This window comes from Dactylosporangium sp. CS-033363, from assembly GCF_050942475.1.
In the GTDB taxonomy this organism is placed as follows: Bacteria; Actinomycetota; Actinomycetes; order Mycobacteriales; family Micromonosporaceae; genus Dactylosporangium.
The window spans coordinates 2,515,457-2,540,586 of sequence record NZ_CP192032.1 but is presented as its reverse complement, the minus strand read 5'-3'; the positions used below and the strand labels follow the sequence as shown (position 1 = coordinate 2,540,586).

Here is a 25,130-nt window from a genome sequence, read left to right as displayed (position 1 = left end):
CCGCCGAAGGCCGGCGCGCGGGCACCTATGGCGGGTGGCGGCCAGGCGTCCGGTCGCCACCCGCCCTCACAGCTGTCTGGGCAGGCCGAAGTACGGGAGCACGGCGTTGTCCAGGAAGCGCGTGAAGCGCGCGACCCGCTCGCCCCGCATGGTCAGCACCAGCGTGCCGAGGGCGTGCGCGACCGGGTCGCCGTCGTCGGAGACGTAGCACCCGAACGCCGGCTGGCCGTTGGCCCCCGTGGGCACCAGCCGGTAGCGGCGCCGGCCGCCGTTCAGCCCGACCTGCCGGATGAACGCGCCGATGGCCGCGCGGCCCTGGTACTCCAGCGGCGCCGGCGGCATCGTCAGCCACGCGTCGTCGGTCAGCAGCGCCACCATCGCGTCCACGTCGCCCGCCTCCATGGCGTCGGCGAAGCGCCCCGCCGCGACGAGCTGGCGCGGCGAGGCGGGCGCGGCCGCGGTACGGTCGAACTCCACCGCGCGGGCGCGCTTGAGCAGCGCGTTGGCCGCGTCCTCGGTCAGCTCCAGCATCCCGGCGGTCTCGGCCGCGCGGAAGCCCAGCACGTCGCGCAGCAGCAGCACGGCCCGCTGCCGCGGCGGCAGGCCCTGGACCGCGGTGACGAAGGCCAGCGACACCGCCTCCCGCCGCTCGTAGCGCGCCTCGGGCCCGGGCGCCTCGTCGGGCAGCCCGGCCAGCAGCGCGTCGGGGATCGGCTGCAGCCAGACCGGCTCGACCGTCCGCGTCGGGGCGGGGGCGTGCGCGCCGAGGTCGCCCGGCACCGTGCGCGGCCGCCGCTCGCCGTCGCGCAGCCAGTTCAGGCAGCGGTTGGTCGCTATCTTGTACAGCCACGTGCGCACCGAGGCCCGCCCCGCGAACGAGCCGAGGCCGGCCCACGCCGCGGTGAGGGTCTCCTGCAGCACGTCCTCGGCGTCCTGGACCGAGCCGAGCATGCGGTAGCAGTGGACGTACAACTCCCGCCGGAACGGCTCGACCAGCTCGCCGAACGCGCTGTCGTCGCCGGCCCGGGCCCGCTCCAGCAGACTCATCGGGCCACGCTACCGAATCTCGATCTCGCCCAGCCCGGCCGCTGACACCTTGTAGGCCGGTGCGCCCGGGGCCGCGAGGGCGTCGAGCACCGCCTGGCCGGCGATCTCAGGGGTGACGACGGGGCCGAGCCGCTCGCGGAACTCCTCGACGGAGATGCCCTGTTTCGCGGCGTACGCGCGGGCGCCCGCATCCCCCACGCCAGTCCCGGGAGAGAGGCCGGGCAGCAGCGCCACGAACCGGATGCCGAGCCCGAGCCGTTCGGACTCCTCGCCGGCGTATTGCGCGATGAAGCGCACCATCGCCTTCGCCCCGGCGTAGCCCCCGCTGCGCGGCGACCCGCCGAGCGCCGCCCCGCTCGACATGAGCACCACGGCGCTGCCGGGCGCGAGCGGCCGGCGCAGCGCGGTTCGCGTCCACTCGAAGGCCTGCCGCACGTCCACCTCCCACGGCGCCGCGAACGACTCCCACGTCTGCTCGTGCACCGGCGCCGTGTCCGGGATCGCGCCGGCGTTGAGGACCACGACCGCCGGCGCGTGCTCGGCCAGGACCCGCTCGGCGACCCCCGGCTCCGCCGCGTCGGCCACGATGTCGGCGTCCTCGCCGCGGGCGACGGTGAGGGTGGTGTACCCGGCCTTGGCGAGCGCCTCCGCGATGCCCCGCCCGAACCCGCGCGTCCCGCCGGTGACGATCGCGGTCTGTCCGATTGTCTGCATGCCCGTACCGACACCGTCCACCGCGAAAAGTGGTCAGTAGTTCTTCAGTTCGATCCCGGTGGCGTACTTGTCGGTGAGCTTGAGCATCTGCCGCAGCAGCCACGGCGAGCGGAACGTCCAGTCGCGCAGGGCGATCCGGGTCCGGGTCGGCGGGGCCAGGAACGGTCCGGCGCTGCCCTGCTTGGAGACCTTCGCATAGGGCCGGAACTCGGTCTCGTAGTTCGCGAACGCCGCGCGGTGGTCGCCGCTCGCCGCCCGCAGCTCGCCGGCCAGCACATACGCGCCGACGACGGCCAGTCCGGTGCCGAAGCCGCCGAGCGTGTTGCCGTACGCGGCGTCGCCGAGCAGCACGACCCGCCCCTTGGCGTACGAGGGGACCTCGGACCGGCTGATCGAGTCCAGGTAGACGTCCTCGGCGCTGTCCAGCCGGTCGAGGAGCTCGGGAATACGCCACTTGCCGCCCTGGTAGGCCGCGCGGATGATGCGCTTCATGGCCGCCGGGTCGTAGCGGTCGTAGTGCCGCTCCGGCGACTTGAACACGAAGAACGCGGGGGACTTGGGGCCGCCGAGCGCGACCATCCGGCCGGGCTCGTTGTACATCACCGCCTCGCCGTCCGCCTTGAGGTCGACCAGCGCGTAGTAGTACCCGAGGTACCTGACGAAGTCCGCCTCCGGCCCGAACGCGAGCCGCCGCACGTTGGAGTGGATGCCGTCGGCCCCGACCACGATGTCGAAGCTGCGCGGGGCGGCGTTGCGGAACGTGACGTCCACCCGGTCGCCGGTGTCCTGCATGGCGGTGATCGAATCCCCGAAGAGGTACTCGCAGCTGCCCTTCGTCTCGCCGTAGAGCAGCTCCGACAGGTCGCCGCGGGTGATCTCGATCTCGCCGCCGGTGAACTCGCCGGGGATGACGGCCAGCCCGCGGCCCCGCTCGTCGATGATCGTCTGGTCGTGGCCGCCGGTCTGGCGCGCCCTGACCGCGTCGAGCAGCCCCATCCGGGACAGCACGGTGCGGTGGATGTCACCCTTGAAGTCGACGGCCTGGCCGCCGGTGCGCAGCTGTGGTGCCCGCTCGACGACGGTGACGTCGCAGCCGAAGCGGGAGAGCCAGAACGCGAGCGCGGGACCGGCGATGCTGGCGCCGGAGATGAGTACCGTGGTCATGGCTGTACGGTCGCCGAGGGCGCTGACAGTCCACTGACAGTGCCCGTTCGGCATTGTCAGCCTACTAGTCCCCTCACGATCTGGCGGGCCCCGTTCACCAGGGACGGGGGGATGTCGATGCCGCTCTCGGCCAGTTCGACCACTCGGGAGGCGGCCATGAACAGCACGACCCGCACGGTGATCGTGGCGGCCGGGCCCTCGGTGACGATCCGGTTCAGGTCCTGGTCGACGAGGAACGCCATGGCCAGCGCGGCGAGGTCGGCCTGGACCGTCTCGGGCGGCGTGGGGAAGCCGATGTCGTCGAGGTCGCCCAGCCCGTGCCGCGGCGCGATCTGCAGCCGCCAGACGTCGGCGAACATGAACGCGAGCACGGCCGTTTGCGTGTCGGCGCGCTCGGCGGCGTAGCGGGCTACGGCCAGCAGCCAGTACCATTGGCGGTTGAGCTCTTCGGTGCTTTTTTGGCTGCGCTCCATGACGTCTCGCAGCCCCGCGAAGCCCCCGGCCTGCGCGAGCCTTCGCCCCGCGGCCCTGACGGCGGGGCCATCGTCGCGGGCGGCGGCGGTGCTGAACTCGCCGAGCGCCGTCTCCGCGGCGGCCCGGTCACCTTCGTCGATCGGCGGCACCGTCAGTTCCTGCATGCCTGCAATCGGACCGCAATGTGCACGCGGAATGCCATCAACGAACGGCTTGGGCGCGGTCCGTCGATATCGCGGACGTCCTGCCCGAACGCCGGGTTCCGCCCGCGTGGCGGGCGCTCGTTCCGCGTCGCAGTACGCCGCGCGCCGCTGACTCGACACCCGTCGCCGGGGCGGGAATGGCCCGGGCCGGCTCGCCCTTGCGCGCTCGTGAGGTGGGCGTCGGTTTCGGGGGCTCGGGTCGCCAGATTCCTGCCGCGATGCGCGCGCCGGTTTCGCCGCTCAGGTCGCCGGGTTCTGGCAGCGGTGCGCGTGCCGGTTTTGCCGATGGCGCTCGGGTGGTGCCTCGAACGACTGCAGGGCGGCGAGCACCACGTCGGGTTTCATCCGGCGACCGTACTGACCAGCTCCGCAAGCGCGGCGGCCGTAGCCTCGTCGGCGGGCAGAAAGGCCTCCAGCCGCAGCTCCGCGAGCGTGACATCGACCGCCGTGCCGAAGTGCGTGAGGGTCGTGATGAGGTGCATTTCGCGGGTACCGTCCAGCAGCCGCAACGGCACCGCGAACCCGAGCCCCGTCTGCGCCGGCCGGGGCGGGGCCAGCGCCTCCAGCTCAGCGGCAAGCGCGTGCCCGCGTTCGTCCGCGTTGCGGGTCGCCTCCGCTCGGACGCGGTCGACGATGTGCCAGGCCCACTCGTCGAGGTTCACGATACGCCTCCCGAGCCCGTCCGGATGCAGCAGCAACCGCGCGACCGACACGGGCGGTGCGAGGAGCGCCGGGGCGGCATCGCGCGTCAGGGCATGGAACCCGGCGTTCGCGGCCACCAGGTCCCCATGCCGGTCCACGACCACCGCCGGATACGGCAGATGCCCGCGCAGCACATGCTCCAACGCCGCCCGGACGGGCGCGAGTTCCGGCCCGTCAAGGGCCCTTCGCGGGTACGCCGGGGCAAATCCCGCCGCCAGCAACAGATCGTTGCGCTCCCGGATCGGCACCTCGAGCGACTCCGCCAGCCGAATGATCATCGCGCGCCCGGGCGCGGACCGGCCGCTCTCGATAAAGCTCACGTGGCGCTGGGTGGTGCCGGCCCGCACGGCGAGCTCCAGCTGGCTGACCCGGCGCCGGTTGCGCCACTCGCGCAGGGTACCCCCGAAGGTGTCCGTCACCCTTCCTGTCTAGCCGGTGCCGCGCCGATCCACGATTCCCCACGAGGAATTGCCGCGCCGCAGTCACGCGCCGCGGGTCGTGCCGGCGATTCCCCGCGAGGAATTGCCGCACCGCTGTCACGCGCCGCGGGTGGTGCCGGCGATTCCCTCCGGGGAATTGCCGGGGTGCGCCCGTGCACCGCAGGGTCAATGGCATGGACACATTCGACCGGCACGTCCGAGCCTGGCACATCACCAGCGGCGCCGGCATCGACGGCCTGACGTTGCGCACCCACGAGGAGCCACCGCTCGGCCCGGGCGAGGTGCGGGTCGCGGTGCACGCGGTGTCGCTGAGCTTCCGCGAGCTGCTGGTGGCCCGCGGCCAGTACGTCCTGCCGGTCAAACCCGACGTCATAGCCATCTCCGACGGGGCGGGCGAGGTCGTCGCAGCAGGCCCGAACGCCGAACGGTTCCGCCCCGGCGACCGGGTCGTGGCCACCCTGTTCCCGGACTGGCTGGACGGCCCCCTGACCCCCGAGCGACTCCCACAGCTGGGCGGAACCCTGGACGGCATGCTCGCCGATTCCGTGGTACTCCCTGAGCAAGCCCTCGTCCCCGCCCCCTCCCACATGTCCTATGCCGAGGCCGCAACGCTCCCCTGCGCCGCACTGACCGCCTGGAACGCCCTGACCGGCGACGGCCGCGGCGTCTACAGTGGACAGACGGTGGTGATGTTGGGTTCGGGGGGTGTATCGTCGTGGGCGGTGCAGTTGGCGAAGGCTTGTGACGCAAGGGTTTTCGTGACAACGGGTTCGTCCGGCAAAGCGGCCCGATTGCGAGAACTCGGCGCCGACGAGGTCATCGACCGGCACGGTGACTGGCCCTCAGCGGTACGCGCGCTCACCGGCGGGCGCGGCGCCGACCGAGTGCTGGACACCGCCGGCACGGTGCCCGACTCCCTGCGCTGCCTGGCGCTGGACGGCCACATAGCGCTGATCGGCGCAGTCTCCGGCGACTGGCCGCCGCTGGACCCACGCGCCCTGTTCGCCACGGCCGCAACGGTACGCGCGGTGGCAGTCGGCAGCCGCGCCCAGTTCGAGGTGATGAACGCCGTCCTCGAGGTGCAAGGGTTGCGCCCGCCGATCGCGCGCATCTTCCCCTTCGACCAGGCCCGCGAGGCATACCGCTACTACGAGTCCGAGAACCCCTTCGGCAAGGTCGTCATCGCCGTCCGCCCCGACGCACACGCCACCCCGCACTGACCTCCCGCGCCGACTTTCGCCCTGCGCCGACTTCCGCGCCCGCGCCTGCCCCGCGCGGACTTCCGCCCCGGGCCGATACTCGCCCCGCGCCGCCTTCTGTCGCGCGCTCACCCCCGCACTGACTTCCGCCCGCGACCGCACTGACTTTCGCCCCGCGCCGACTTCCGCCCTGCGCCGACTTCGCCCCGCACTGACCTCCGCCTCGCGCCCGCGCCGACTCTCGCCCCGGCCGACTTCCGCGCCCGCGCCTGGCCCGCGCCGACTTCCACGCCGCCGCGACTTCCGCACCGCGCCGATTTCCGCGCCGGGCCGACTTCTCCCAGCGCCGCCTTCCGCCCGCGCCGACTTCGCCCCGCATTGACGTCCGCTCCGCGCCCGCGTCAACTTCCGCCCGCGCGCCTGCCCCGCGCCGCCTTCCCTCGCGCGCCCGCCCGCGCCGCCTTCGCCCGCGCTGACCTCGCCCCGCACTGACTTCCGCCTCGCGCTCGCCCGCGATGGGTTCCGGCCCGCCGCCCCCACGCCTGGGCTGAACCTGGCCCGCAGCCGCCCCCGCGCTCGGTCTGGCGCGCCATCTCCCCACGTGGAGCCGGGGCCTGAATCGCCCGAGCGGTGTGGCTCCACGACGGCAGGTAGTGCGGCAACCACACGGAGCGATCCAGGCCGCCTTCGCCGAAGTCAGGGCATGTAGCTAAATATTTGCACCAGTAATATCAACTTCATGGCAGCGTCAGCGTCGCAGGTTTTCGCGCAGATCAGTACTCCCGAGCCGCCCGGACCGCCCAAGATTGTCATGCGCAAGGCCGTTGTGCTCGGGGGGAGCATGGCCGGGCTCATGGCGGCGCGCGTCCTGAGTGACCACGCCGAGGAAGTCGTCATCATCGAGCGGGACTCCACCCAAGGGGCCGGGCCGCGGCCCGGGGTGCCGCAGGGCACGCAGGTGCACGCGCTGCTCCCCGCCGGGCAGACGCAGCTGGAGCGGTGGTTTCCCGGGTTCACCGACGACGCGGTCGCGGCCGGGGCGCCGGACTTCGGGCGGACCGACGCGGGCGTGTACATCAACAACAAGCGCCGCGAGGTGCAGGACCCGCCTCCGCCGCGGCCGATTCTCATCACCACCCGGCCCTTCCTCGAGTCGCAGGTGCGGCGGCGGGTGCTGGCGCTGCCGAACGTACACATGGAGTTTGGAAGGGTTGAAGGTCTTCGTTTTACCGAGACCTCGGTGAACGGCGCCACCTATCTGCCCGAGGGCGGCGAGGAGCCGGTCGAGGTCGAGGCGGACTTCGTCGTCGACGCGATGGGGCGCTCCAGCAAGCTCAACGACTGGCTGGAGGAGCACGGCTGGCCGCGGGCGCCCATGCGGCGGATGCCGATCAAGCTCAACTATGCCTCCGCGCTGTTCGAGCGGGACGAGGCGATCAGCGACGAGTGGTGCGTCATCACCCAGGAGACGCCGGGCGACGGGCGGGTGCCGCGGATCGGCGGCGTGCTGTCGGTCGAGGGCGATCGCTGGCTCATGCTCGTCGCCGGGTACGACGAGGACCGGCCCTCGCGCGACACGGCCGAGTACGCCGAGCGGTGCCGCAAGTACTTCCCGGCGATGTTCGGCGACATCGCCGAGCGGGGGCGGATGATCGGCGGCGTCATCACGTACCACCAGGCGGACAGCCGGCGGCGGGACTTCGACACGCTGGAGCGCCTGCCGGCCGGGCTGATCGCCGCGGGGGATGCGGTGGCGTCGTTCAACCCCGTGTACGGCCAGGGTATGACGTCGGCGATGCTGCACGCGTCCTGCCTGTCCGCCTGGCTGCAGACCGGGCCCGACGTGACGGCGACGCCCGCGCGGGACTACTTCGCCAAGGTCCGGGTCATCGTCGACGCGGCGTGGCAGGTGTCGACCTTCGCCGACCTGGGGCTGCCGCACATCACCGAAGGACAGCCGCGGGGGTACCGCGTGATCCGCTGGGCCAGCAACCTCCTGTTGCGCGCCTCGATGACGGATCCCGCGACCTGCCGCCGGCTCAACAGCGTGACGGCGATGGAGTCCCACCCGGCCGCCCTGGCCAAGCCCGGAGTCGTACTCCGCGCGCTGCGCCTGCGCCTGCTGGGTCGTATCTAGCCGAGCGGGGCGCGACCTCGGCGAGGTCGCGCCCCGTACTCAGCAATCCGTTACAGGCGCAGCAGGGCCAGGATCTGGTTGAGCAGCTGCGCGATCTGGGCGAACACGCCGACGCCGTCGAGCAGGCCGGCGATGCCGCAGATCAGGTTGCCCAGCAGGTTGCCGGCGCCCGGGACCGCGGTGATGTTCAGGTGCACGCGGTCCAGGTGCACGACGAGGCCGAGCAGGTCGAGGTCCAGCGGGGCGAGGTTCAGGTCGAGGACCTGGCACCCGATCGCGCTGATGTCCTGGACCGCGAACGTCTGCGGCTGCGAGACGTCCTGGGCCGCCCCGGTGGAGTCGGTCAGCTGCCCGGCGAGCACGCCGGTGGCGTCGACGTGGTCGCCGGCCGCCGTGAACTGCTGCGGGGTGAACGTGCCGCGGAAGGTACCCGCGCCACCCTGGGCGTCCGTGAAGGTTCCGGTCACCGTGGAGGTGAGCGTGCCCACGGTGTCCTGGGCCGCGGCCGGCGCCGCGCTGGCCGCGGGTGACCCGGCCAGCGTGGCCGCGACCATCGCGATGACGAGCGTCAGCGCGCCGAGGGCGGTCCGGAGCCTTGGCTTGTCCATTGATCCTCCTCGTTCGGTTTCGGGGACTCCTTTCGCATTGCCGCGAGGAAAGTGGGCAAACCGGATCGATCTGTGGGTAGTCAGACAGACAAACCTCAATCGATCATGTTGCGCGGCAGGTCAGCGGTCGACCCGGCCCCGGTCCAGCCACAACGTCGTCCAGTGCCCGGGGCCGCTGCCGGCGGCGAGCACGTCGCCGGTGCGCGGGTCGAGCACGAGCGACTCGCGGCCCTGGTCGCCCGGCGTCGGGTTCGGGCCCCGGCCGATCGGCGCGCTCACCAGCAGGCCCGCCCCGGCGTCGGTGTCCACCGTGCCGCCGCAGGTCACGCCGTCGACGCCGGCCAGGAAGCGCAGGACCGCGACCCGGTGCTCGCGGTCGAGGACCCGGGCGATGTTGAGGCCGGCCACACTGACGATCGCGGCCGACGGGCCGTTCTCGCGCGGCTGGTACAGCCGGTCGGCGATCGCCGTCGGATCGAGCGGCGGCAGCGGGGTCGCGCTCCACTCGCCCGCCGTGAAGTCCGCGTCCTGATCGTCGCTGCCCAGCATGTCCGGGTGCTTGGTGTAGAACTCGCGGGAGGCCGCGTTCGCGTAGGACACCTCGCCGCGCTTCGACGTACGGTGGCCGGAGCCGTCCGCGGCGAGCCAGAACTTCACGTCGGCGCGCCAGGTGGCCTGCGCGAACGACCCGCCGGGGGTCTGCGTGGTGTCGCCGCTGACGGTCGAGAAGTGGATGTACTCGTACCGCCCCGCCTCCCCGTCGTACGCTGCGGCCTCGGCGCGGTCGGCCAGGTCGAGCAGGCAGCCGCCCGTCTCCGGCGAGCGCAGCACCGACACGCCCGGCACCGGGACCGGCTGCTCCCCGGGCCGCGGCCACATCACGGCGACCGCGAACACCCCGGCCACGCAGGCCGCGGCGGCCACCGCGACGACGGTGCGCCGGCTCGTGCGCCGCGGCGGGACCTCGTAGTTGGTGATGTCCCGCGCGGCCCGGCGCAGTACGGCCTCGGCGTCCCCTCGGCCGACGGGCACGCCGCGGGCCGGGTCGGCCGCCTCGAGCAGGGTCTGGATTTCGTCGCGGTTCATGCGGTGCCTCCCATCCGCGCCGGCGCGGCGGTTGCCGGGCGCTCGTGCAGTTGCTCGGTGAGTCGCCGCCGGGCGCGGTGCAGGCGGACCCGGGCGGCGGTCGTCCCGCACCCGAGCACCACCGCGGCCTCGCCCACCGAGAGCTGCTCCCAGCCGACGAGCCGCAGGATCTCCTGGTCGTCCTCGGGCAGCCGGGCCAGCGCCGCGCGTACGTCCACGAGACGCGCCACCCCGTCGTGGCGGTCGGCCACGGGCGCGTCGGTGAGCTCGAGCGGATGCGGCGCGGCCCGGGCGGCCCGCCAGTGGTTGGCCAGGAGCCGCCGTCCCACGCCGTACAGCCAGGGCAGCGTCCGCGCCGGTACCTCCCACCGGCGGCGCCAGGCGACCAGGAACACCTCCTGGGCCAGCTCCTCCGCCGCGGCGGTGCCGCCGAGCCTTCGCAGCCCGTACCGCACGACGTCCGGGTAGTGCCGCTCGTACATGCCGCGGAACCACTCGGCGTCGCGTTCGTTGACGACGTCCATGTCCTTCTCTGTGTGTGCGGGCGCGGATTCGTTACCGACAAATGTTCACCTGATCGGAGTCGATCACGTCACGTGCCCGGGAGGACCGTGAGCGCCATGGCATTGAACAGGCGTGACGTGCTGGCCGTGACCGGCCTGGGACTGGTCGGCGGCGGACTCGGCGGGGCCTTCCTCGGCGCGGGCCCGGCCGCGGCGACGGCCGAACCGCAGAAAGTCCGCGACGGCTACGGACCATTACAGAAGGCGGGAAAGGAGCTGGCCCTGCCCGCCGGCTTCTCGTACCGCACGTTCGGCGCGGCCGGCACCCGCATGAACGACGGCCTGCCGACCCCCGGTTGCCACGACGGCCAGGCCGTGTTCGACGCGGGCCACGGCCGCGTCCGGCTCATCCGGAACCACGAGATCGACCTCGACATCCCCGGCGCGAAGCAGCAGGCGCTCGGCCCCCGCAGCGCGTATGACCGGGCGGCGCCGGCTGGTTGCAGCTCATCGCTGTACGACATCGGCTCTGGGAAGCTCTTGGAAAGTTTCCTGGTGCTCAATGGCACGCTGTCGAATTGCAGCGGGGCCGCGACCCCGTGGGGCTCCTGGCTGTCGTGCGAGGAGACCACGGACGGCGTCAAGGCCGGCTTCGAGAAACCGCACGGCTACGTCTTCGAGATCCCGTCCGGCGCCCGCGGCCCGGTCGAGCCGGTGCCGCTGAAGGCGATGGGCCGCTTCGAGCACGAGACCGCCCCGATCGACCCGCGCACCGGCATCGTCTACATGACCGAGGACAACGGCGACCCCGGCGACGGCTTCTACCGCTTCCTCCCGCGCAAACCCGGCCAGCTCGCCGCGGGCGGCAAACTGCAGATGCTCGCCGTGACGGGCGACCGCAACTACGACACCGCGACGGGCCAGCGCGTCGGCGAGGTCCTGGACACGCACTGGGTCGACATCGACAACCCCGACCCTTCCGATGCCGAAGACAACCCCGGTTCGGTGTACTCCCAGGGCCGCGCCAAGGGCGGCTGCCGCTTCCTGGGCCTGGAGGGCTCAGCCTGGTCGGACGGCGGCGTGACGTTCGTCGCGAGCGAGGCGGGCGACGGCGAGAACGGCCAGGTCTGGCGCTACGTCCCCACCTCCCACGACGCGGGCACGCTGCAGCTGCTGTTCGAGTCGCCGAACCCGAAGACCCTGAACCAGCCCGACACGGTGGCGGTGTCGCCGAGCGGCATGCTCCTGCTGGCCGAGGACGGCGACGGCGAGGACGAGGACGGCGGCGACAACTGGTTGCGGGTGCTGACCCCGTCCGGCTTCGTGGCGAACCTGGCCAAGGTGATCGAGCCGCTGGACCTGCACTACTGGGACCCGGAGGACTTCCCGAAGCCCGGCCCCACGGGCGCGAGCGAACTGGCCGGCGCCGCCTTCACGGCCGACGGCAGGTACCTGTTCATCAACGTCCAGTACCCCGGCGTCACCTGCGTCATCACCGGCCCCTGGCGCGGCGGAGCCCACTGAGGTCCTTCGCCCTGCCCAGCCCGTTGTGCGCCGGTTGAACCTTCGCCCGGCGGCCAGTGCAGGGACGGCGAGCGGCCGGCAGCACGCAGCTGCCGGCCGACGGCCCTGGACCCGGACTCGGGTCTGCGCCGCGTGTCCATCGACGGCGACCGTTGACACCGAGATGACACCTTGCCGGACCTATCGTGGAGGCAGCGAGATCGACGGCCCCACCGCCGGCAGCGCGACGTTCGGCCGGGAACGTCCAGCAGCCGGCGACGGGCGGGCGAGCGGTGCGCGGCTCGGTGCCAAGCCGTCCGCGGCGGGCGGCGGCTGCGGCGGGCGGCGGCTGCGGCGCGCGGCGGCTGCGGCGCGCGGCGGCTGCGGCGCGCGGCGGCAGGCTGCCGCGGGCGCCGGCGGGCGGCGACGGCGCCCGGCTGCGGCGCGCGGCTGCGGCGCGCGGCTGCGGCGCGCGACGGTTCGTGGGGGCAAGCTGCCGCGGGCGGCGGCGGGCGGCTGCGGCGCGCGACGCGCGACGGTTCGTGGCGGCAGGCTGCCGCCGGCGGCGGCTGCGGCGCGCGACGGTTCGTGGGGGCAAGCTGCCGCGGGCGGCTGCCGGGGGCGGCCGCGGGCGGCTGCCGGGGGCGGCCGCGGGCGGCTGCGGGCGGCTGCGGCGCGCGGCGCGCGACGGTTCGTGGGGGCAGGCTGCCGCCGGCGGCGGCTGCGGCGCGCGACGGCTGCGGCGCGCGACGGTTCGTGGGGGCAAGCTGCCGCGGGCGGCTGCCGGGGGCGGCCGGGGGCGGCCGCGGGCGGCTGCGGGCGGCTGCGGGCGGCTGCGGGCGGCTGCGGCGCGCGGCGCGCGACGGTTCGTGGGGGCAGGCTGCCGCCGGCGGCGGCTGCGGCGCGCGACGGCTGCGGCGCGCGACGGTTCGTGGGGGCAAGCTGCCGCGGGCGGCTGCCGGGGGCGGCCGGGGGCGGCCGCGGGCGGCTGCGGGCGGCTGCGGGCGGCTGCGGGCGGCTGCGGCGCGCGGCGCGCGACGGTTCGTGGGGGCAGGCTGCCGCCGGCGGCGGCTGCGGCGCGCGACGGCTGCGGCGCGCGACGGTTCGTGGGGGCAAGCTGCCGCGGGCGGCTGCCGGGGGCGGCCGGGGGCGGCCGCGGGCGGCTGCGGGCGGCTGCGGGCGGCTGCGGGCGGCTGCGGGCGGCTGCGGGCGGCTGCGGCGCGCGGCGCGCGACGGTTCGTGGGGGCAGGCTGCCGCCGACGGCGGCTGCGGCGCGCGGCGGCTGCGGCGCGCGGCGGCTGCGGCGCGCGGCGGCTGCGGCGCGCGGCGGCTGCGGCGCGCGACGGTTCGTGGGGGCAAGCTGCCGCCGCGCGGCGGCTGCGGCGCGCGACGGCTGCGGCGCGCGACGGTTCGTGGGGGCAAGCTGCCGCCGACGGCTGCCGGGGGCGGCCGCGGGCGGCTGCGGGCGGCTGCGGGCGGCTGCGGCGCGCGGCGCGCGACGGTTCGTGGGGACAGGCTGCCGTAGGCACCGGCGGCGGCGGCGCCTGGCGCGCGGCGGTTCGTGGGGGCAGGCTGCCGTCGGCGGCTGCGGCGCGCGACGGCTGCGGCGCGCGACGGTTCGTGGGGGCAAGCTGCCGCGGGCGGCCGCGGGCGGCTGCGGGCGGCGGCGGCGCGCGGCGCGCGACGGTTCGTGGGGACAGGCTGCCGCAGGCACCGGCGGCGGCGGCGCCTGGCGCGCGGCGGTTCGTGGGGGCAGGCTGCCGCGGCCCATGCGCCGCGGCGCTAGGCGGCGGCGGTTCGTGGGGCCAGGCTGCCTCAACACGCGGGCCGTGGGCTAGGCGGCGGGCCGCGCGAAACGGCAGGCCGTGCGAGGCGGCGAGCGGTTCGCGGCGGCCGGCCATGCGCGACGGCACGCAGCGACGGGCCATGCGCGTCAGCACGCCGTGCACGACGGCAGGCTGCAGGACGCGACAGTCTCGGCCGGGATCGAGCCCCTCCCCCTCGCCGCGAGCCACACAAGGACCCAGTGGGGGGCCGGGACCGCGGTGCATCCGCACGGCGGACCTGCGTGGCGGCCGCGATTGCGATGTCGGTGGCTGCCCACGCTGTGACGGGTTTGCCGGCGACGATGCGGCTGCCCGAGCGGGCCGCCCGAAGTTTGTGGCCGAGCACCGCAGCTGCACCGGGCCGGCGTTCGACAGACCTCAGGCCGCTCACAGGGCCCTTCGAGAGACTGCTGTGTATGCGGAAGGCATTCGCCTACGGGGGCGCGGCCGCGATGACGCCGTACCTGCTGATCAAGATTTCGTGGGTGCTCCTGGCGCCCGACAACAAGCTGCTCAACCTGGTCACCGTCGGCATGTCGGCGGCCGGCATCACGCTCGCGCTGGCCCTGGCGCGGCCGTGGGGCATGCGGGTGCCGGGGTGGGCGGTGCTGAGCTTCGCCTGGATCGCGGGCGGGTTTCTGGTGCCGATGGTCCCGTACATGCTGGTGAGCACCGCCCTGTCCAACGGGTCGTCCTGGGAGGGCTGGCTGATCGAGCTCAGCTTCATCGGCATGGGCGTCTGCCTGGCCGTGGCGCTGCCGCTCTACCTGCGCGAGCGCTGGCCGGCGGCGTTCCGGCCCGGAGCGCGGCGGCCGGCCGCGGCCCTCCTGGCGGTGGCGTTCGCCGGGATCTCGGCCTACTGGGTCCTCGGCGGCACCGCCGGCATCGCGCATCCCGAGGGCCGGGACCTGAACTGGCACCTCCTGCTCGCCAACGACGCGCTCTGGGCGCTCGCCGCCGCGGCCGGGGCGTGGTGGCGCGGCCCGGCGGCGCTCGTCTGGATCGGGTCGGGGTTCCTGTTCGCCTGGAACGCGTGGAAGCTGCCGCTCGGGCTGCTGTTCGGGGCCGAGGCGGGCTGGCCCGAGGCGATCCCGGCCGCCAGTGTGCGGTTCGTCCTCGGCATCGCGGCCGGCGCGCTGATGCTGGCGCCGCTCGTCGGCAACCGGGACACCACGGCGCCGCAACTCCTCAGGACCCGGGGCCGCGCGCCGATGTGAGCGGCGTGGCTGCCGAGAAGAGACGCTGGCTGGCCGACCAGCCGATGGCCCGCAAGCTCATGCTGCTCGTCCTCGTCGGCTGCCTCGTCGGCGCGGTGGTGCTCGGCGCCGGGGTGTTCAGCCTCGCGAAGGTCAACGATCGCGCAGCCGAACTCTACAAGCTCAACCTCGTCCCCGCGGCGCATCTGGCCGCGCTGGACCGGGCCGCGCTGCGGGTGCGCAACGACGTGGCCAACCTGGCGCTGTCCAACGGGCCGGTGGCCAGCAAGGCGTTCACCGACGACATCGCCGCGGCCGAGCGGCAGGTCGACGCCGAGGTGGCGGCCTACCGGGCCACCATGCGCGACGCCGAGCAGCAGCGGCTGCTGAGCCGGTTCACGATCTGGTGGTCCGCATTCCGCAACATCCGCGACCACCGGCTGCTGCCGCTGATCGAGGCGGGCGACATTCCCGGGTTCCAGGCGGCGTACCTCGGCGACGGCGAGACCGTCGGCGGCAACGCGATGAGCGCGCTCGAGGAGCTGATGCGCTTCGAGCAGACCAACGGGCGGGAAGGGGCCGACGACGCGGCGAGCGCCTACCGGACCGGGCGGATCGCGATGCTCGTGGCGCTCGTGGCCGGGCTAATGCTGGCGATGGTGCTCAGCCGGTACCTCACCGGGCTGATCGTGCGGCCCATCCGGCGCGTGCACGCGGTGCTGACGGCCGTCGCCGCCGGGGATCTGACCGTCGAGGCCGAGGTGGCGCAGCGCGACGAGGTCGGGGAGATGGCGCGGGCGCTCGGGGCGGCCACGGCCAGTACACGGGAGGCGGTGCGCTCGCTCGGGGACAACTCGGCCACCCTGGCCGCCGCGGCCGAGGAGCTCACGGCGGTCAGCCGGCAGATCGACAGCAGCGCCAAGGCGGCCAGCACCCGGGCGGCCGAGGTGACCCGGGCCGCCGGGGCGGTCAGCGAGCACGTGGCCGCGGTGGCCGGCGGGGCGACCGAGATGGGCGACGCGATCGACGAGATCTCCCGCAACACCGCGCACGCGGCGACCGTGACGGCGTCCGCGGTGGCGATCGCGAGCACCACCAACGAGACGATCGGCAAGCTCGGCGCCTCCTCGACCGAGATCGGCGAGGTGGTCAAGGTGATCACCGCGATCGCCGGGCAGACCAACCTGCTCGCGCTCAACGCGACCATCGAGGCGGCCCGGGCGGGCGAGTTCGGCAAGGGCTTCGCGGTCGTCGCGCAGGAGGTCAAGGACCTGGCCCGGGAGACCGCGCGGGCGACCGACGACATCGGGCGGCGGGTGCAGGCGATCCAGCTCGACACCGAGGACGCGGTCGGCGCCATCAGCCAGATCGGGGAGGTGATCGCGCAGATGAGCGAGTACCAGAACGCGATCGCGGCGGCCGTGGAGGAGCAGGCGGTCACCGCCCGCTCGATGAGCCACAGCGTGGGCGCGGCCGCCAACGGGTCGACCGAGATCGCCGGCACCATCGCCGGGGTCGCCGACGCCACCGAACTGACCAACCAGGGCGTGTCGAGCACCGGCGACGCCGTCGACCAGCTCGCCGCGATGGCGTCGGAGATGCGGGTGCTCGTCGCCCGCTTCAAGTACTGAGGACTCACATGCGCAAGGCACTCGCAGTACTGACGACGGCTCTTCTCTTGTCGGCGTGCACGGAAACGCTCAAAGTGGACACGGACGAAGAAGCGCGGGTGGCGCTGCTGCTGCCGGAGCGCAAGGCGAGCCGGTACGAGGCGGGCGACCAGCCGTACTTCGCGCAGAAACTCGCCGAACTCTGCCCCGGCTGCACCGTGGACTACCGCAACGCCGAGCAGAGCGCCGACACCCAGCTGCAGCAGGCCAAGGACGCGCTCGACCAGGGCGCCAAGGTGCTCGTGCTGACCCCGGTGGACAGCGTGGCGGCGGGCGAGATCGTGACCGTGGCCAAGCAGCGGGGCGTGCCGGTGATCTCGTACGACCGGCTCGTGCTCAAGACCGCGGTCGACTACTACATCTCGTTCGACAACGCCAAGGTCGGCACGCTGCAGGCGCAGGCGCTGCTCACCGCGCTCGGGGCGAAGGCAGCGCAGGGCGAGATCCTGTGGATCAACGGCTCCCCCACCGACAACAACGCGACCCTGTTCAAGCAGGGCGCCCACGCGGGCCTCGACGGCAAGGTGCGGGTCGCGGCCGAGTCCGACACCGCCGAGTGGAATCCGGACAACGCCAAGGCCTGGACCGCACGTGTACTGCCGACGCTCCGCGGCCGCACCATCGTGGGCGTGTACGCGGCCAACGACGGCACAGCGGGCGCCGCGATCGCCGCGATGCAGGCGGCCGGCCTCCCGCAGGTCCCCGTGACGGGCCAGGACGCGGAGACGGCGGCGCTGCAGCGGATCCTCGTCGGCGACCAGTACATGACGGTCTACAAGGCGATCCGCACCGAGGCCGAGACCGCCGCGACGCTCGCCAACGACCTGGTCCGCGGCAAGAGACCGACGGAGACGGAGTCGGTCGACAACGGCGCCGGCCAGGTCCCGTCGATCCTGCTCGACCCGGTGACGGTCACCAAGGACACGATCGCCTCGACGGTGGTGAAGGACGGCTTCGTGACCCCGGGCGCGCTGTGCGCCGGCCGGTACGCGGACGCCTGCCGCGCCGCCGGCATCGGCTGAGGGGTTCGGAAAACCGAACCTCGCGCCGCGTGGCACCACCATGTCGGCGCGCGTCGATCCGGCCGACGCTGAACCCATGACGCGGTTCAAGTATCTGCTCGCCACCGGGCTGCTGGGGCTCGCCGCCCTGGTGCCGCTCGGGTTCGTGGTCACCTTCGTGCTGCGCAGCGTGCTGTACGGCATCGTCGACCCCGGCCCCTACGACCACTCGTGGGGCGGCCCGAGCCGCGCCGGCGCGTGGGCCGTGCACTTCCTGGTCGGCATCCCGGTCCTGGGCGTGGGCCTGGGCGGGCTGTGGGGCATCCGCGCGCTGCACCGGCGGTTGCGGGCCGCGCGCAACGGCGAGCGCCAGCCGTGGTGGCTGTTGCCGGCCACGGCCGCGGTCGGCCTCGCGGTGGCCGGGTTTCTGGTCGCCTGGAGCCGCCAGCTCTAACCGAGCTCGAGGTAGCGCAGCACGGCCAGCACCCGGCGGTGGTCCGACGCCGAGGCGGGCAGATCGAGCTTGGTGAAGATGTTCGCCACGTGCTTCTCGATCGCGCGCTCCGTCACCGTGTACTTCGCCGCGATCGCCGCGTTCGTCCGGCCCTCGGCCATCAGGGCGAGCACGTCGCGCTCCCGCGGGGTCAGCCGGGCCAGGCCGGCGTCGCGCCGGCGGGCGCCCATGAGCTGGGTGACGACCTCCGGGTCGAGGGCCGTGCCGCCGGCCGCCACCCGCGCCAGCGCGTCGGTGAAGTCGTCGAGGTCGCCGACCCGCTCCTTGAGCAGGTAGCCGACACCCGACGAGCCGTCGGCCAGCAACTGGGTCACGAACCGGGTCTCGACATACTGCGAGAAGAGCAGAATGCCGATCCCACGGTACCGCCGGCGCAGCGCGATCGCCGCCCGCAGCCCCTCGTCGGTGTGGGTCGGCGGCATGCGGATGTCGATGACCGCGACGTCGGGCCGGTGCGCGGCCACGGCCTCCTCCAGGGCCGCCGCGTCCCCGGCCACGGCGACGTCGTGCCCGCGCAGGGCCAGCAGCTGGGCCAGCCCGTCGCGCAGGATGGCGAGATCCTCGGCGATCACCACGCGCATCTCGGCCTCACATCGCCGGCGGCAGGTCGACGGTCACGACGGTCGGGCCGCCGGGCGGGCTGACGACGTCCACGGTGCCGTCGACCGCGGCCGCCCGGTCGGCGATCCCGCGCAGCCCGGTGCCGCCGGCCGGGGTGGCGCCGCCCCGGCCGTCGTCGTGCACCACCAGCCGCAGCGCGCCCGCGCGCTCGGTCAGCGTCACCTCCGCCCGCGTCGCGCCGCTGTGCTTGGCGACGTTGGTGAGCAGTTCGGCCAGGGTGAAGTACGCGATGGTCTCCAGGGCCGCAGACGGGCGCTCCGGCAGCTCCACCGCGGCCTCGACCGGCACCGGGCAGCGGGCGGCCAGGGTCTGCACCGCCGCGTCCAGGCCCGAGTCCAGGATCGGCGGATGGATGCCCTGGATGACCTCGCGCAGCTCGCGGATGGCGTCCTGGGCATCGCTGCGGGCGGCCAGCAGCTGCTCCCGGTCCAGCGTCTCGGTCGCCATGGTGAGGTGCATGGTCAGCGCGACCAGCCGGGCCTGCACGCCGTCGTGGAGGTCGCGCTCGATGCGCCGCAGGGTCGCCGCCGCGCTCTCGACGGCGCCGGCCCGGGTCCGCCGCAGGGCGGCGATGCGGCGGTCGCGGTCGTCGCGGGCGAGCAGGGCCCGGGCCAGCAGGCGGTCCAGCAGCAGCGTGGCCCGCACCGCCCGCGGCGCGAGGACCAGCAGCACCGCGCCGAGGACGCTGAGCACGGCGATCTCCGGCCAGGAGAGGAAGCCGGGCACGTTGACGTGCAGGGCGCGCTGGATCGGGGCGGTCAGGGCGACCAGGCCCCAGCCCCACGTCACGGTGGCGACGGCCAGGCTCACGGCCGCCAGCGGCAGGCCCACCACCTGGTACGCGATCGCCCGCCAGGCCACGCCGTCGCGGAGGCGGGCGACGAGGGTGCGGCTCGGGCGGTACGACTCCGGGGCCTCGAAATGCTCGTGCAGCAGGACGCGGATCAGGGCCAGTCGCGCCCGGCCGAAGACCCGCGCGGTGGGGACCGCCAGCGCCAGCAGGGGCACGCCCAGGGCCGTGACCGCGAGCGCCGCGCCGGCCGTGAGGCAGAGCAGCACCCACGCGAAGCCGAGGACCGCCAGCGGCGCGCCCGCCAGCACGTAGAGCAGCTCCGACCCGGACCGGCGGAGCACGGTCAGACCCGCGTGATCGAGCCCAGCAGCGCGTCCAGCTCCGGTTCGAAGGCTGGATCGTCGGTCTCGGCGAGGGCGTGCACGAACTGCGGGGAGCCGTCCTCGACCAGGGCCTCCCGCATGTGCACCGCCGATGTGCCGCCGATCCCGGTGTGCACGTGGATCCAGTCGGTGGGCAGGCCGAGCAGGCGGCCGCCGGCGCGGGTCACGGCGTCGGGCGGGAAGCGCTCGTGGATCAGCGAAGGTGCCGTGCCGCGGTACAGCGTGACCGACGCGAACGGGCCGCCCAGCCGCGTCAGCCGGAACAGCCGCAGGACCACGAAGGACAGGCCGGGCTCCTGGTAGGCGACCCAGCCCGGCGGGGTCCGCACGGTCAGGATCGGCGCGCCGTCCAGGCCCACCAGCGCGCGCTCGCCCGGCGCCGCGTCCAGGGTGCGCGGGCCGCGCTCGACGGTGTGCAGGATGCGGGTCGCCAGCGCCGTCAGGCCCTCGCGGTCGTCGGCGGCGTTCGGCGAGACGAACAGCTGCACGCGCACGAGCGCGCTGTCGGACGTGCGGACGAAGGCATCGGCCACCGGTACCGCCTGCCGGCCCGTGTCGAGCGGCAGGTAGCCGTACGCGACGGTGTCCGGGCCGGTCTCCAGGGGCTCGAGCTGCTGGCCGGGCGGCAGCTCCCAGCTCCGGGCGATCGGGTCGACGCCGGCCCGCAGGTCGCCCTCGACGACCCGGAAGAGCTCGGACGCGAGCAGCACCAGGCGCTCGCCGTCGCGGTCGCAGAGCACCCGGGTCTCGGTCTGGCCCGACGTGGCCACGCCCATCAGGGACTGCGCCCGGGCCTCGGCCCGCGCCCCCGCGGGCAGCGTCACCGTCAGGCGGCCGTCCAGCAGCGCGATCGGCTGCTCGGCCCGATAGTCCCGTCCAGCCTGCGCGAGAGAGCCCACCCCCGCACCCTACAGCGCGCGGCGCAGCCACTCCTCGACCCCGGCGACGTGCACGGTCGCCCAGGAGCGGGCCAGTTCGGGCTGGCGGGCGGCGATGGCGTCGACGATCGCCTGGTGTTGTTCGCGGGTACGCGCGGCCGCCCCCTCCTGGGTCAGCCCGCGCCAGATCCGGGCCCGGGTCGTCGGGCCGGACAGGCCGTCGATGAGCGAGCAGAGCACGGCGTTGCCCGAGCCGGCCGCGATGTGCCGGTGGAAGTCGAGGTCGTTGGCGACCAGGGCCTCGATGGTCGGGTCGTCGCCCAGCTCGTCGAGCACCGACTGCAGCTTGACCACGTCCTCGTCGCTCATCCGCGCGGTGGCCAGGGCGGTGGCGGCCGGCTCCATGATCCGGCGGACCTCCAGGAACTGCAGCACGGTGTCGTCGCGGTGGAAGTCCACGACGAAGCTGAGCGCGTCGAGCAGGAGGTCGGGTTCGAGGCTGGTGACATAGGTGCCGTCGCCCTGGCGGACGTCGAGCACCCGGATCATCGACAGCGCCTTGACGGCCTCGCGCAGCGAGTTGCGGGACAGGCCGAGGCGCTCGGCCAGGTCCGCCTCCTTGGGCAGCCGATCGCCCGGGCCGAGCTCGCCCGAGGTGATCATGCCCTTGATCTTGTCGATTGCCTCGTCGGTCAGTGCCATGGGTCCCTCCGCGGCGACTGTACCGCCGGGAGGCCGTACACCTCCCGCGCCGTGCTCGCGAACACTCTCGGGTCGTCCACCAGCTCGCGAATCCTGGACAGTGCCTCGGCGTACGGGACGGCGAGCGTGCTCACCGGCCAGTCCGAGCCCCACATCAGCCGCTCGGGGCCGAACAGTTCGAGCGCGGTCTCCACGTACGGCTGCACGTCCTCGACCTCGGTGAAGAGGCCGGAGAGTTTTGCCGCGACATTTTTCGACAAACGCGAAATGTCGGATTTCCAGGACTTGAAGTCCTTCGGCTTGCCGAGGTGGTCCAGGACAAATCGGACGTCGGGACAGGCTCTGGCGCAGGCGGCGGCGGCCGCGAGTTGGTCCTGCCGGATGACGAGATCGAAGACCAGGCCCGCCCGGCCGTAGGACCGCAGGCCTTCGCGCACGTCGTCGCGGCCCAGGTAGTCGACGTCCTCCGCCTGCACCTGCGCGCGGAGCCCGACCAGCCGGTCCGCCCCCGGCAGGTCCCGATAGGCCGGGAGGAACGAGGCCGCCGGATCGTCCCAGGCGACCACGCCGGCGATCTCCGGGATGTCGTACGAGAGCAGCAGCGCCGCCTCGCCCGGGTCGCAGCGGCCGCCCTCCACGAGCACCGTCTGCGTGACCCCGGTGCCGGCCAGCGCGGCCTGGAGGTCGGCCGGCGTGAACGTGCGGCGGATCGGGGCCAGCTCGGGCGCGTCCAGCCAGTCGTAGCCGGCGCCCAGCTGCCACAGGTGGTGGTGTGCGTCGATCACAGCAGGCCCCGCTCCTCGAGGGCCGGCCACAGCGCGTCCGGCGGCGGGGCGGCGAAGAGGGCGGCGTTGCGGCGCACCTGGGCGGCGTCGTCGGCCCCGAGCACGACCGCGGTCACGGCGGGGTGGCGGGCCGGGAAGGCGATCGCGGCGGCCGGGAGCGTGGTGCCGAACCCGGCGCAGACCTCGGCGATGCGGAACGCGCGGGCCAGCAGGTCCGGCGGCGCGGCCCCGTACTCGTAGGGGAGCCCGGCCCGGGGTACGTCCTCGGCGAGCAGGCCGCTGTTGAACACCCCGGCGGCGAGGACCGCGACGCCCGCCTCGGCACAGGCAGGCAGGAGCCGGCGGGCGGCGGGCTGTTCGAGCAGCGTGTACCGGCCGGCGACCATCACCGTGTCGGGGGTGCACTCCTCGACGAGCTTGGACAGTACGAGCGCGTCCTTGGAACCTGCACCGATCGCGCCGACGAGCCCCTCCTCGCGCAGCTCGGCCAGGGCCGGGAACCCGTGCCGCAGCGCCGTTTCCGGGTCGAACTCGGGGTCGTGCAGCAGCGCGGTGTCGATCCGGTCGAGGCCGAGGCGGTCGAGGCTCTCCTCGATCGAGCGGCGCACCCCGTCGCGGCTGAAGTCCCACACGCGGCGGTGGGTGCGCGCGACCGCGAAGCCGTCGGCCAGGTCGTCGCCGCCCTCGCCGGTGGGCACCAGCAGGCGGCCGACCTTGGTGCTCACCGTGAATTCGGCCCGCGGCCGGTCCGCGAGCGCGGCCCCGAGCCGCCGCTCCGACAGGCCGAGGCCGTAGTGCGGGGCGGTGTCGAAGTCGCGGACCCCGCAGGCCCAGGCCGCGTCGACGATCGCGCGGGCCTGCTCGTCGGTGCGCGCCTGGTAGAGGTTGCCCAGCTGCGCGCAGCCCAGGCCGAGTCTCACGGCTTCGGCCTGACCCGCAGGCCGTGCATGCCGCCGTCGACGGACAGCACGGTGCCGGTGGTGGCGCTGGCGAGCGGGCTGGCCAGGTACGCGATGGCGTGCGCGACCTCCTCCGCCGAGACCAGCCGGCCGGTCGGCTGGCGGGCCTGCAGCGCCGCGAACTCGGCGTCCGGGTCGTCGGTCTGGTCGAGCAGCCGGCGCACCCACGGCGTGTCGGCGGTGCCGGGGTTCACGCAGTTCACCCGGATCCCCTCGCGGACCAGGTCGGCGGCCATGGCGGCGGTGAGCGACTGCACGGCGCCCTTGGTCGCGCTGTACAGGGCCCGGTCCGGCAGCCCCGCGTGCGCCACGATCGAGCAGGTGTTGACGATCGCGGCGTGCCCGGAGCGGCGCAGGTGCGGCAGCGCGGCGCGGGTCACGCGGACCAGGCCGACCACGTTCACGTCGTACACGCGGTGCCACTCGGCGTCGTCGTTCGCCTCGACGGTGCCGATCGCGCCGATGCCGGCGTTGTTGACCAGGATGTCGATCCCGCCGAGGCGCTCGGCCGCGGCCGCCACGCCGGCGCGCACGGCCCCGTCGTCGGTGACGTCGGCGACGAACCCGGCGATCCCCTCCGGAATTCCGTCGATGCCCAGGTCGAGGCCGGCGACGCGGGCGCCCCGGGCGGCGAGATGGCGGGCGGTGGCCAGCCCGATCCCGGACCCGGCCCCGGTGACGACGGCGGCGAGGCCGTCGAACTCTCCACTCACTACGCACTCCCCAGACATCGGATGATTGATGTCTATCAGGGGGCCTTCAGCTCCGCAAGGGGTTCGCGCCGGTCGATAGGTCCGATGTCAACTACTCCATGCCGCGCTTGCCGGGCGTCCAGAACGGCTTGGTGAGCACCGAGCGCCGCGGCCAGCCCCGATCCCGCACGAGGTGCGCGCGCACGGCCTGCACGGCGCGGGCCTCGCCGGCCACATAGGCCTGTCCGGGCTCCTGCGGAAGATCCAGCTCTTGTACCGCACTGACGAGCCCCTCCGGCGCCACCCACGTGACGTTCCCGTCCAGCGCGAGCCGGTCCGCCGGCGCCGCCTCGACCACCACGCGGCTGGCGGCGCGCTCGGCCTCGGGCAGCGCGCGCAGCATCGCCCCGAACGCGACGGAGGCGGTCTCCTCGCCGACGAACAGGTGGTACGGCGCGGGCTTGGTCACGAAGGTGCCCTCGGGCCTACGCAGCAGCACCTCGTCGCCGGGCTTGGCGGCGGCCACCCAGCGCGCGCCGGGGCCGTCGCCGTGCAGCAGCGCCTGCAGCTCGATGGTGTCGCCGTCGCGGCTCCACACCGAGTACGTGCGCAGCAGCGGGCTCTTGTCGCCGACGTGCACGCGCACCTGCTGGCCCGGCTGCCACTCCGCCTCGCGCAGCGCGTCGCCACGGAGTTTGAGGCGCCGGAACCGCCCGGTCGTCGTCTCGGCCTCGACGACCTGCGCGCGCACGAAGAATCTCTCCCACAGCATGCGTGGACGCTACAGCCTATCGGCGATATATCGGAACCTTCGTCCGGTGCATTGTCGCAATGCACCGGACGCATGGTTCCGCAGCGACCGGCAATAGGCCAAGGCCAGCCCCGACGGCGGTCTCGCAGCCGCGCCGCGGCCTGCGCGGCGCATGAGCAATCGAGCGTCGGATCAGGCGGGCCGCCTATTGCCGGTCGCTCTCAGATGTCTTCGTCCAGCTGGGTGCCGCGGCGGGGGTCGCGGATGCTGCGGCCCGTGGAGTCGACCGCGCCGTCGTCCACCTTTCCGCCCTGGGCCAGCTGGTGCTCCAGGCTCTGCTTGCGCTCGGCCTCGAACCGGGCCGCCTCGCGGGCCGCGGCCTCGGGGCTGCTCGGGTCGATTCCGGTCGGGTCGTTCGCGTTCATGCTGCTCACTCCCAGTGCTCGGCGGTGCGGGGACGGGCGGGCCGGGAAACCATACCCAGGGTGATCTGCGCTAATCCAGACTCGGCGACCTCCGGATTCTCACAGCGGCGCGTCCGCGTGGCTAGGTTGGAAGCGAGAGCATTCACTCCCTGAA

24 protein-coding genes are annotated in these 25,130 nt (G+C 74.0%); 7 read left to right on the top strand and 17 right to left on the bottom strand.

The annotated features are described in order from the left end of the window. Positions 1-66 precede the first annotated feature (66 nt). From ACQPZ4_RS11710 to ACQPZ4_RS11690, 5 genes are all read right to left on the bottom strand, one after another. Positions 67-1,047, bottom strand: a complete 981-nt coding sequence (locus ACQPZ4_RS11710; RefSeq protein WP_433058902.1) for an RNA polymerase subunit sigma-70 — start codon at positions 1,045-1,047, stop codon at positions 67-69. Positions 1,048-1,056: 9 nt separating this feature from the next. After that, positions 1,057-1,761 (bottom strand): SDR family NAD(P)-dependent oxidoreductase, encoded by a 705-nt coding sequence (locus tag ACQPZ4_RS11705; RefSeq protein WP_433058900.1) that lies wholly within the window; start codon positions 1,759-1,761, stop codon positions 1,057-1,059. 33 nt (positions 1,762-1,794) lie between these two features. Continuing rightward, on the bottom strand, positions 1,795-2,925 hold the full coding sequence (locus ACQPZ4_RS11700; protein ID WP_433058897.1) for an FAD-dependent monooxygenase: 1,131 nt from the start codon (positions 2,923-2,925) through the stop codon (positions 1,795-1,797). A gap of 56 nt (positions 2,926-2,981) precedes the next feature. After that, positions 2,982-3,563, bottom strand: a complete 582-nt coding sequence (locus tag ACQPZ4_RS11695) for a hypothetical protein (protein WP_433058895.1) — start codon at positions 3,561-3,563, stop codon at positions 2,982-2,984. Positions 3,564-3,943: 380 nt separating this feature from the next. Beyond that, positions 3,944-4,651 carry a helix-turn-helix domain-containing protein gene (locus tag ACQPZ4_RS11690; protein ID WP_433058892.1) on the bottom strand — a complete coding sequence of 236 codons (708 nt, stop codon included), beginning with the start codon at positions 4,649-4,651 and terminating at the stop codon, positions 3,944-3,946. Positions 4,652-4,917: 266 nt separating this feature from the next. On the opposite strand from ACQPZ4_RS11690, the gene ACQPZ4_RS11685 reads away from it, so the two are divergent. Continuing rightward, complete coding sequence (locus tag ACQPZ4_RS11685) at positions 4,918-5,964, top strand: zinc-dependent alcohol dehydrogenase family protein (protein WP_433058889.1); 1,047 nt, start codon at positions 4,918-4,920, stop codon at positions 5,962-5,964. Positions 5,965-6,682: 718 nt separating this feature from the next. After that, positions 6,683-8,080: an FAD-dependent oxidoreductase gene (locus ACQPZ4_RS11680; protein ID WP_433058886.1), complete on the top strand. Its 1,398-nt coding sequence runs from the start codon at positions 6,683-6,685 to the stop codon at positions 8,078-8,080. 50 nt (positions 8,081-8,130) lie between these two features. On the opposite strand, the gene ACQPZ4_RS11675 is transcribed toward ACQPZ4_RS11680, so the two are convergent. The 3 genes from ACQPZ4_RS11675 to ACQPZ4_RS11665 form a co-directional block, all read right to left on the bottom strand. Continuing rightward, entirely contained in the window at positions 8,131-8,688 is a 558-nt protein-coding gene (locus ACQPZ4_RS11675; RefSeq protein ID WP_433058883.1) for a hypothetical protein, read from the bottom strand. Between the two features lie 120 nt (positions 8,689-8,808). Continuing rightward, positions 8,809-9,774, bottom strand: coding sequence for a hypothetical protein (locus ACQPZ4_RS11670; RefSeq protein WP_433058881.1), 966 nt, complete (start codon positions 9,772-9,774; stop codon positions 8,809-8,811). Next, positions 9,771-10,298 (bottom strand): RNA polymerase sigma factor, encoded by a 528-nt coding sequence (locus ACQPZ4_RS11665; protein ID WP_433058878.1) that lies wholly within the window; start codon positions 10,296-10,298, stop codon positions 9,771-9,773. Before ACQPZ4_RS11665 ends, ACQPZ4_RS11670 begins: the two co-directional genes overlap by 4 nt. A 96-nt stretch (positions 10,299-10,394) precedes the next feature. On the opposite strand from ACQPZ4_RS11665, the gene ACQPZ4_RS11660 reads away from it, so the two are divergent. The 5 genes from ACQPZ4_RS11660 to ACQPZ4_RS11640 all read left to right on the top strand — a co-directional run bounded on the left by ACQPZ4_RS11660 (position 10,395) and on the right by ACQPZ4_RS11640 (position 17,927). Continuing rightward, positions 10,395-11,801, top strand: a complete 1,407-nt coding sequence (locus ACQPZ4_RS11660; RefSeq protein WP_433058876.1) for an alkaline phosphatase PhoX — start codon at positions 10,395-10,397, stop codon at positions 11,799-11,801. 2,221 nt (positions 11,802-14,022) lie between these two features. After that, positions 14,023-14,823 (top strand): hypothetical protein, encoded by an 801-nt coding sequence (locus ACQPZ4_RS11655; protein ID WP_433058873.1) that lies wholly within the window; start codon positions 14,023-14,025, stop codon positions 14,821-14,823. Between the two features lie 5 nt (positions 14,824-14,828). Continuing rightward, positions 14,829-16,433: a methyl-accepting chemotaxis protein gene (locus ACQPZ4_RS11650; RefSeq protein WP_433058871.1), complete on the top strand. Its 1,605-nt coding sequence runs from the start codon at positions 14,829-14,831 to the stop codon at positions 16,431-16,433. Between the two features lie 98 nt (positions 16,434-16,531). Further along, positions 16,532-17,494 carry a sugar ABC transporter substrate-binding protein gene (locus ACQPZ4_RS11645; protein WP_433058868.1) on the top strand — a complete coding sequence of 321 codons (963 nt, stop codon included), beginning with the start codon at positions 16,532-16,534 and terminating at the stop codon, positions 17,492-17,494. Positions 17,495-17,570: 76 nt separating this feature from the next. Continuing rightward, positions 17,571-17,927: a hypothetical protein gene (locus tag ACQPZ4_RS11640; protein ID WP_433058865.1), complete on the top strand. Its 357-nt coding sequence runs from the start codon at positions 17,571-17,573 to the stop codon at positions 17,925-17,927. Here ACQPZ4_RS11640 and ACQPZ4_RS11635 read toward each other — a convergent pair. The 9 genes from ACQPZ4_RS11635 to ACQPZ4_RS11595 form a co-directional block, all read right to left on the bottom strand. After that, positions 17,924-18,568: a LuxR C-terminal-related transcriptional regulator gene (locus ACQPZ4_RS11635; RefSeq protein ID WP_433058862.1), complete on the bottom strand. Its 645-nt coding sequence runs from the start codon at positions 18,566-18,568 to the stop codon at positions 17,924-17,926. The genes ACQPZ4_RS11640 and ACQPZ4_RS11635 overlap by 4 nt on opposite strands. A gap of 7 nt (positions 18,569-18,575) precedes the next feature. Beyond that, complete coding sequence (locus ACQPZ4_RS11630; protein WP_433058860.1) at positions 18,576-19,742, bottom strand: sensor histidine kinase; 1,167 nt, start codon at positions 19,740-19,742, stop codon at positions 18,576-18,578. 2 nt (positions 19,743-19,744) lie between these two features. After that, positions 19,745-20,683: a hypothetical protein gene (locus ACQPZ4_RS11625; RefSeq protein WP_433058857.1), complete on the bottom strand. Its 939-nt coding sequence runs from the start codon at positions 20,681-20,683 to the stop codon at positions 19,745-19,747. Between the two features lie 9 nt (positions 20,684-20,692). Then, the gene (locus tag ACQPZ4_RS11620) at positions 20,693-21,364 is read right to left on the bottom strand and encodes a FadR/GntR family transcriptional regulator (protein ID WP_433058854.1); all 672 of its coding nucleotides are present in this window, start codon (positions 21,362-21,364) and stop codon (positions 20,693-20,695) included. Then, entirely contained in the window at positions 21,355-22,149 is a 795-nt protein-coding gene (locus tag ACQPZ4_RS11615) for an amidohydrolase family protein (RefSeq protein ID WP_433058851.1), read from the bottom strand. Before ACQPZ4_RS11615 ends, ACQPZ4_RS11620 begins: the two co-directional genes overlap by 10 nt. After that, positions 22,146-23,069 (bottom strand): aldo/keto reductase, encoded by a 924-nt coding sequence (locus tag ACQPZ4_RS11610; protein ID WP_433058848.1) that lies wholly within the window; start codon positions 23,067-23,069, stop codon positions 22,146-22,148. Before ACQPZ4_RS11610 ends, ACQPZ4_RS11615 begins: the two co-directional genes overlap by 4 nt. Beyond that, the gene (locus tag ACQPZ4_RS11605; protein WP_433058845.1) at positions 23,066-23,821 is read right to left on the bottom strand and encodes an SDR family NAD(P)-dependent oxidoreductase; all 756 of its coding nucleotides are present in this window, start codon (positions 23,819-23,821) and stop codon (positions 23,066-23,068) included. Before ACQPZ4_RS11605 ends, ACQPZ4_RS11610 begins: the two co-directional genes overlap by 4 nt. 91 nt (positions 23,822-23,912) lie before the next feature. Further along, complete coding sequence (locus ACQPZ4_RS11600; RefSeq protein WP_433058842.1) at positions 23,913-24,572, bottom strand: siderophore-interacting protein; 660 nt, start codon at positions 24,570-24,572, stop codon at positions 23,913-23,915. Between the two features lie 200 nt (positions 24,573-24,772). After that, complete coding sequence (locus ACQPZ4_RS11595; protein ID WP_433058839.1) at positions 24,773-24,976, bottom strand: hypothetical protein; 204 nt, start codon at positions 24,974-24,976, stop codon at positions 24,773-24,775. Positions 24,977-25,130: the final 154 nt, after the last annotated feature.

Excerpts from the sequence above, each read along its gene's own strand:
- ACQPZ4_RS11710 (WP_433058902.1), bottom strand. The coding sequence starts at position 1,047 with ATGAGTCTGCTGGAGCGGGCCCGGGCCGGCGACGACAGCGCGTTCGGC.
- ACQPZ4_RS11705 (WP_433058900.1), bottom strand. The coding sequence starts at position 1,761 with ATGCAGACAATCGGACAGACCGCGATCGTCACCGGCGGGACGCGCGGG.
- ACQPZ4_RS11700 (WP_433058897.1), bottom strand. The coding sequence starts at position 2,925 with ATGACCACGGTACTCATCTCCGGCGCCAGCATCGCCGGTCCCGCGCTC.
- ACQPZ4_RS11695 (WP_433058895.1), bottom strand. The coding sequence starts at position 3,563 with ATGCAGGAACTGACGGTGCCGCCGATCGACGAAGGTGACCGGGCCGCC.
- ACQPZ4_RS11685 (WP_433058889.1), top strand. The coding sequence starts at position 4,918 with ATGGACACATTCGACCGGCACGTCCGAGCCTGGCACATCACCAGCGGC.
- ACQPZ4_RS11680 (WP_433058886.1), top strand. The coding sequence starts at position 6,683 with ATGGCAGCGTCAGCGTCGCAGGTTTTCGCGCAGATCAGTACTCCCGAG.
- ACQPZ4_RS11675 (WP_433058883.1), bottom strand. The coding sequence starts at position 8,688 with ATGGACAAGCCAAGGCTCCGGACCGCCCTCGGCGCGCTGACGCTCGTC.
- ACQPZ4_RS11670 (WP_433058881.1), bottom strand. The coding sequence starts at position 9,774 with ATGAACCGCGACGAAATCCAGACCCTGCTCGAGGCGGCCGACCCGGCC.
- ACQPZ4_RS11665 (WP_433058878.1), bottom strand. The coding sequence starts at position 10,298 with ATGGACGTCGTCAACGAACGCGACGCCGAGTGGTTCCGCGGCATGTAC.
- ACQPZ4_RS11660 (WP_433058876.1), top strand. The coding sequence starts at position 10,395 with ATGGCATTGAACAGGCGTGACGTGCTGGCCGTGACCGGCCTGGGACTG.
- ACQPZ4_RS11655 (WP_433058873.1), top strand. The coding sequence starts at position 14,023 with ATGCGGAAGGCATTCGCCTACGGGGGCGCGGCCGCGATGACGCCGTAC.
- ACQPZ4_RS11640 (WP_433058865.1), top strand. The coding sequence starts at position 17,571 with ATGACGCGGTTCAAGTATCTGCTCGCCACCGGGCTGCTGGGGCTCGCC.
- ACQPZ4_RS11635 (WP_433058862.1), bottom strand. The coding sequence starts at position 18,568 with ATGCGCGTGGTGATCGCCGAGGATCTCGCCATCCTGCGCGACGGGCTG.
- ACQPZ4_RS11620 (WP_433058854.1), bottom strand. The coding sequence starts at position 21,364 with ATGGCACTGACCGACGAGGCAATCGACAAGATCAAGGGCATGATCACC.
- ACQPZ4_RS11600 (WP_433058842.1), bottom strand. The coding sequence starts at position 24,572 with ATGCTGTGGGAGAGATTCTTCGTGCGCGCGCAGGTCGTCGAGGCCGAG.
- ACQPZ4_RS11595 (WP_433058839.1), bottom strand. The coding sequence starts at position 24,976 with ATGAACGCGAACGACCCGACCGGAATCGACCCGAGCAGCCCCGAGGCC.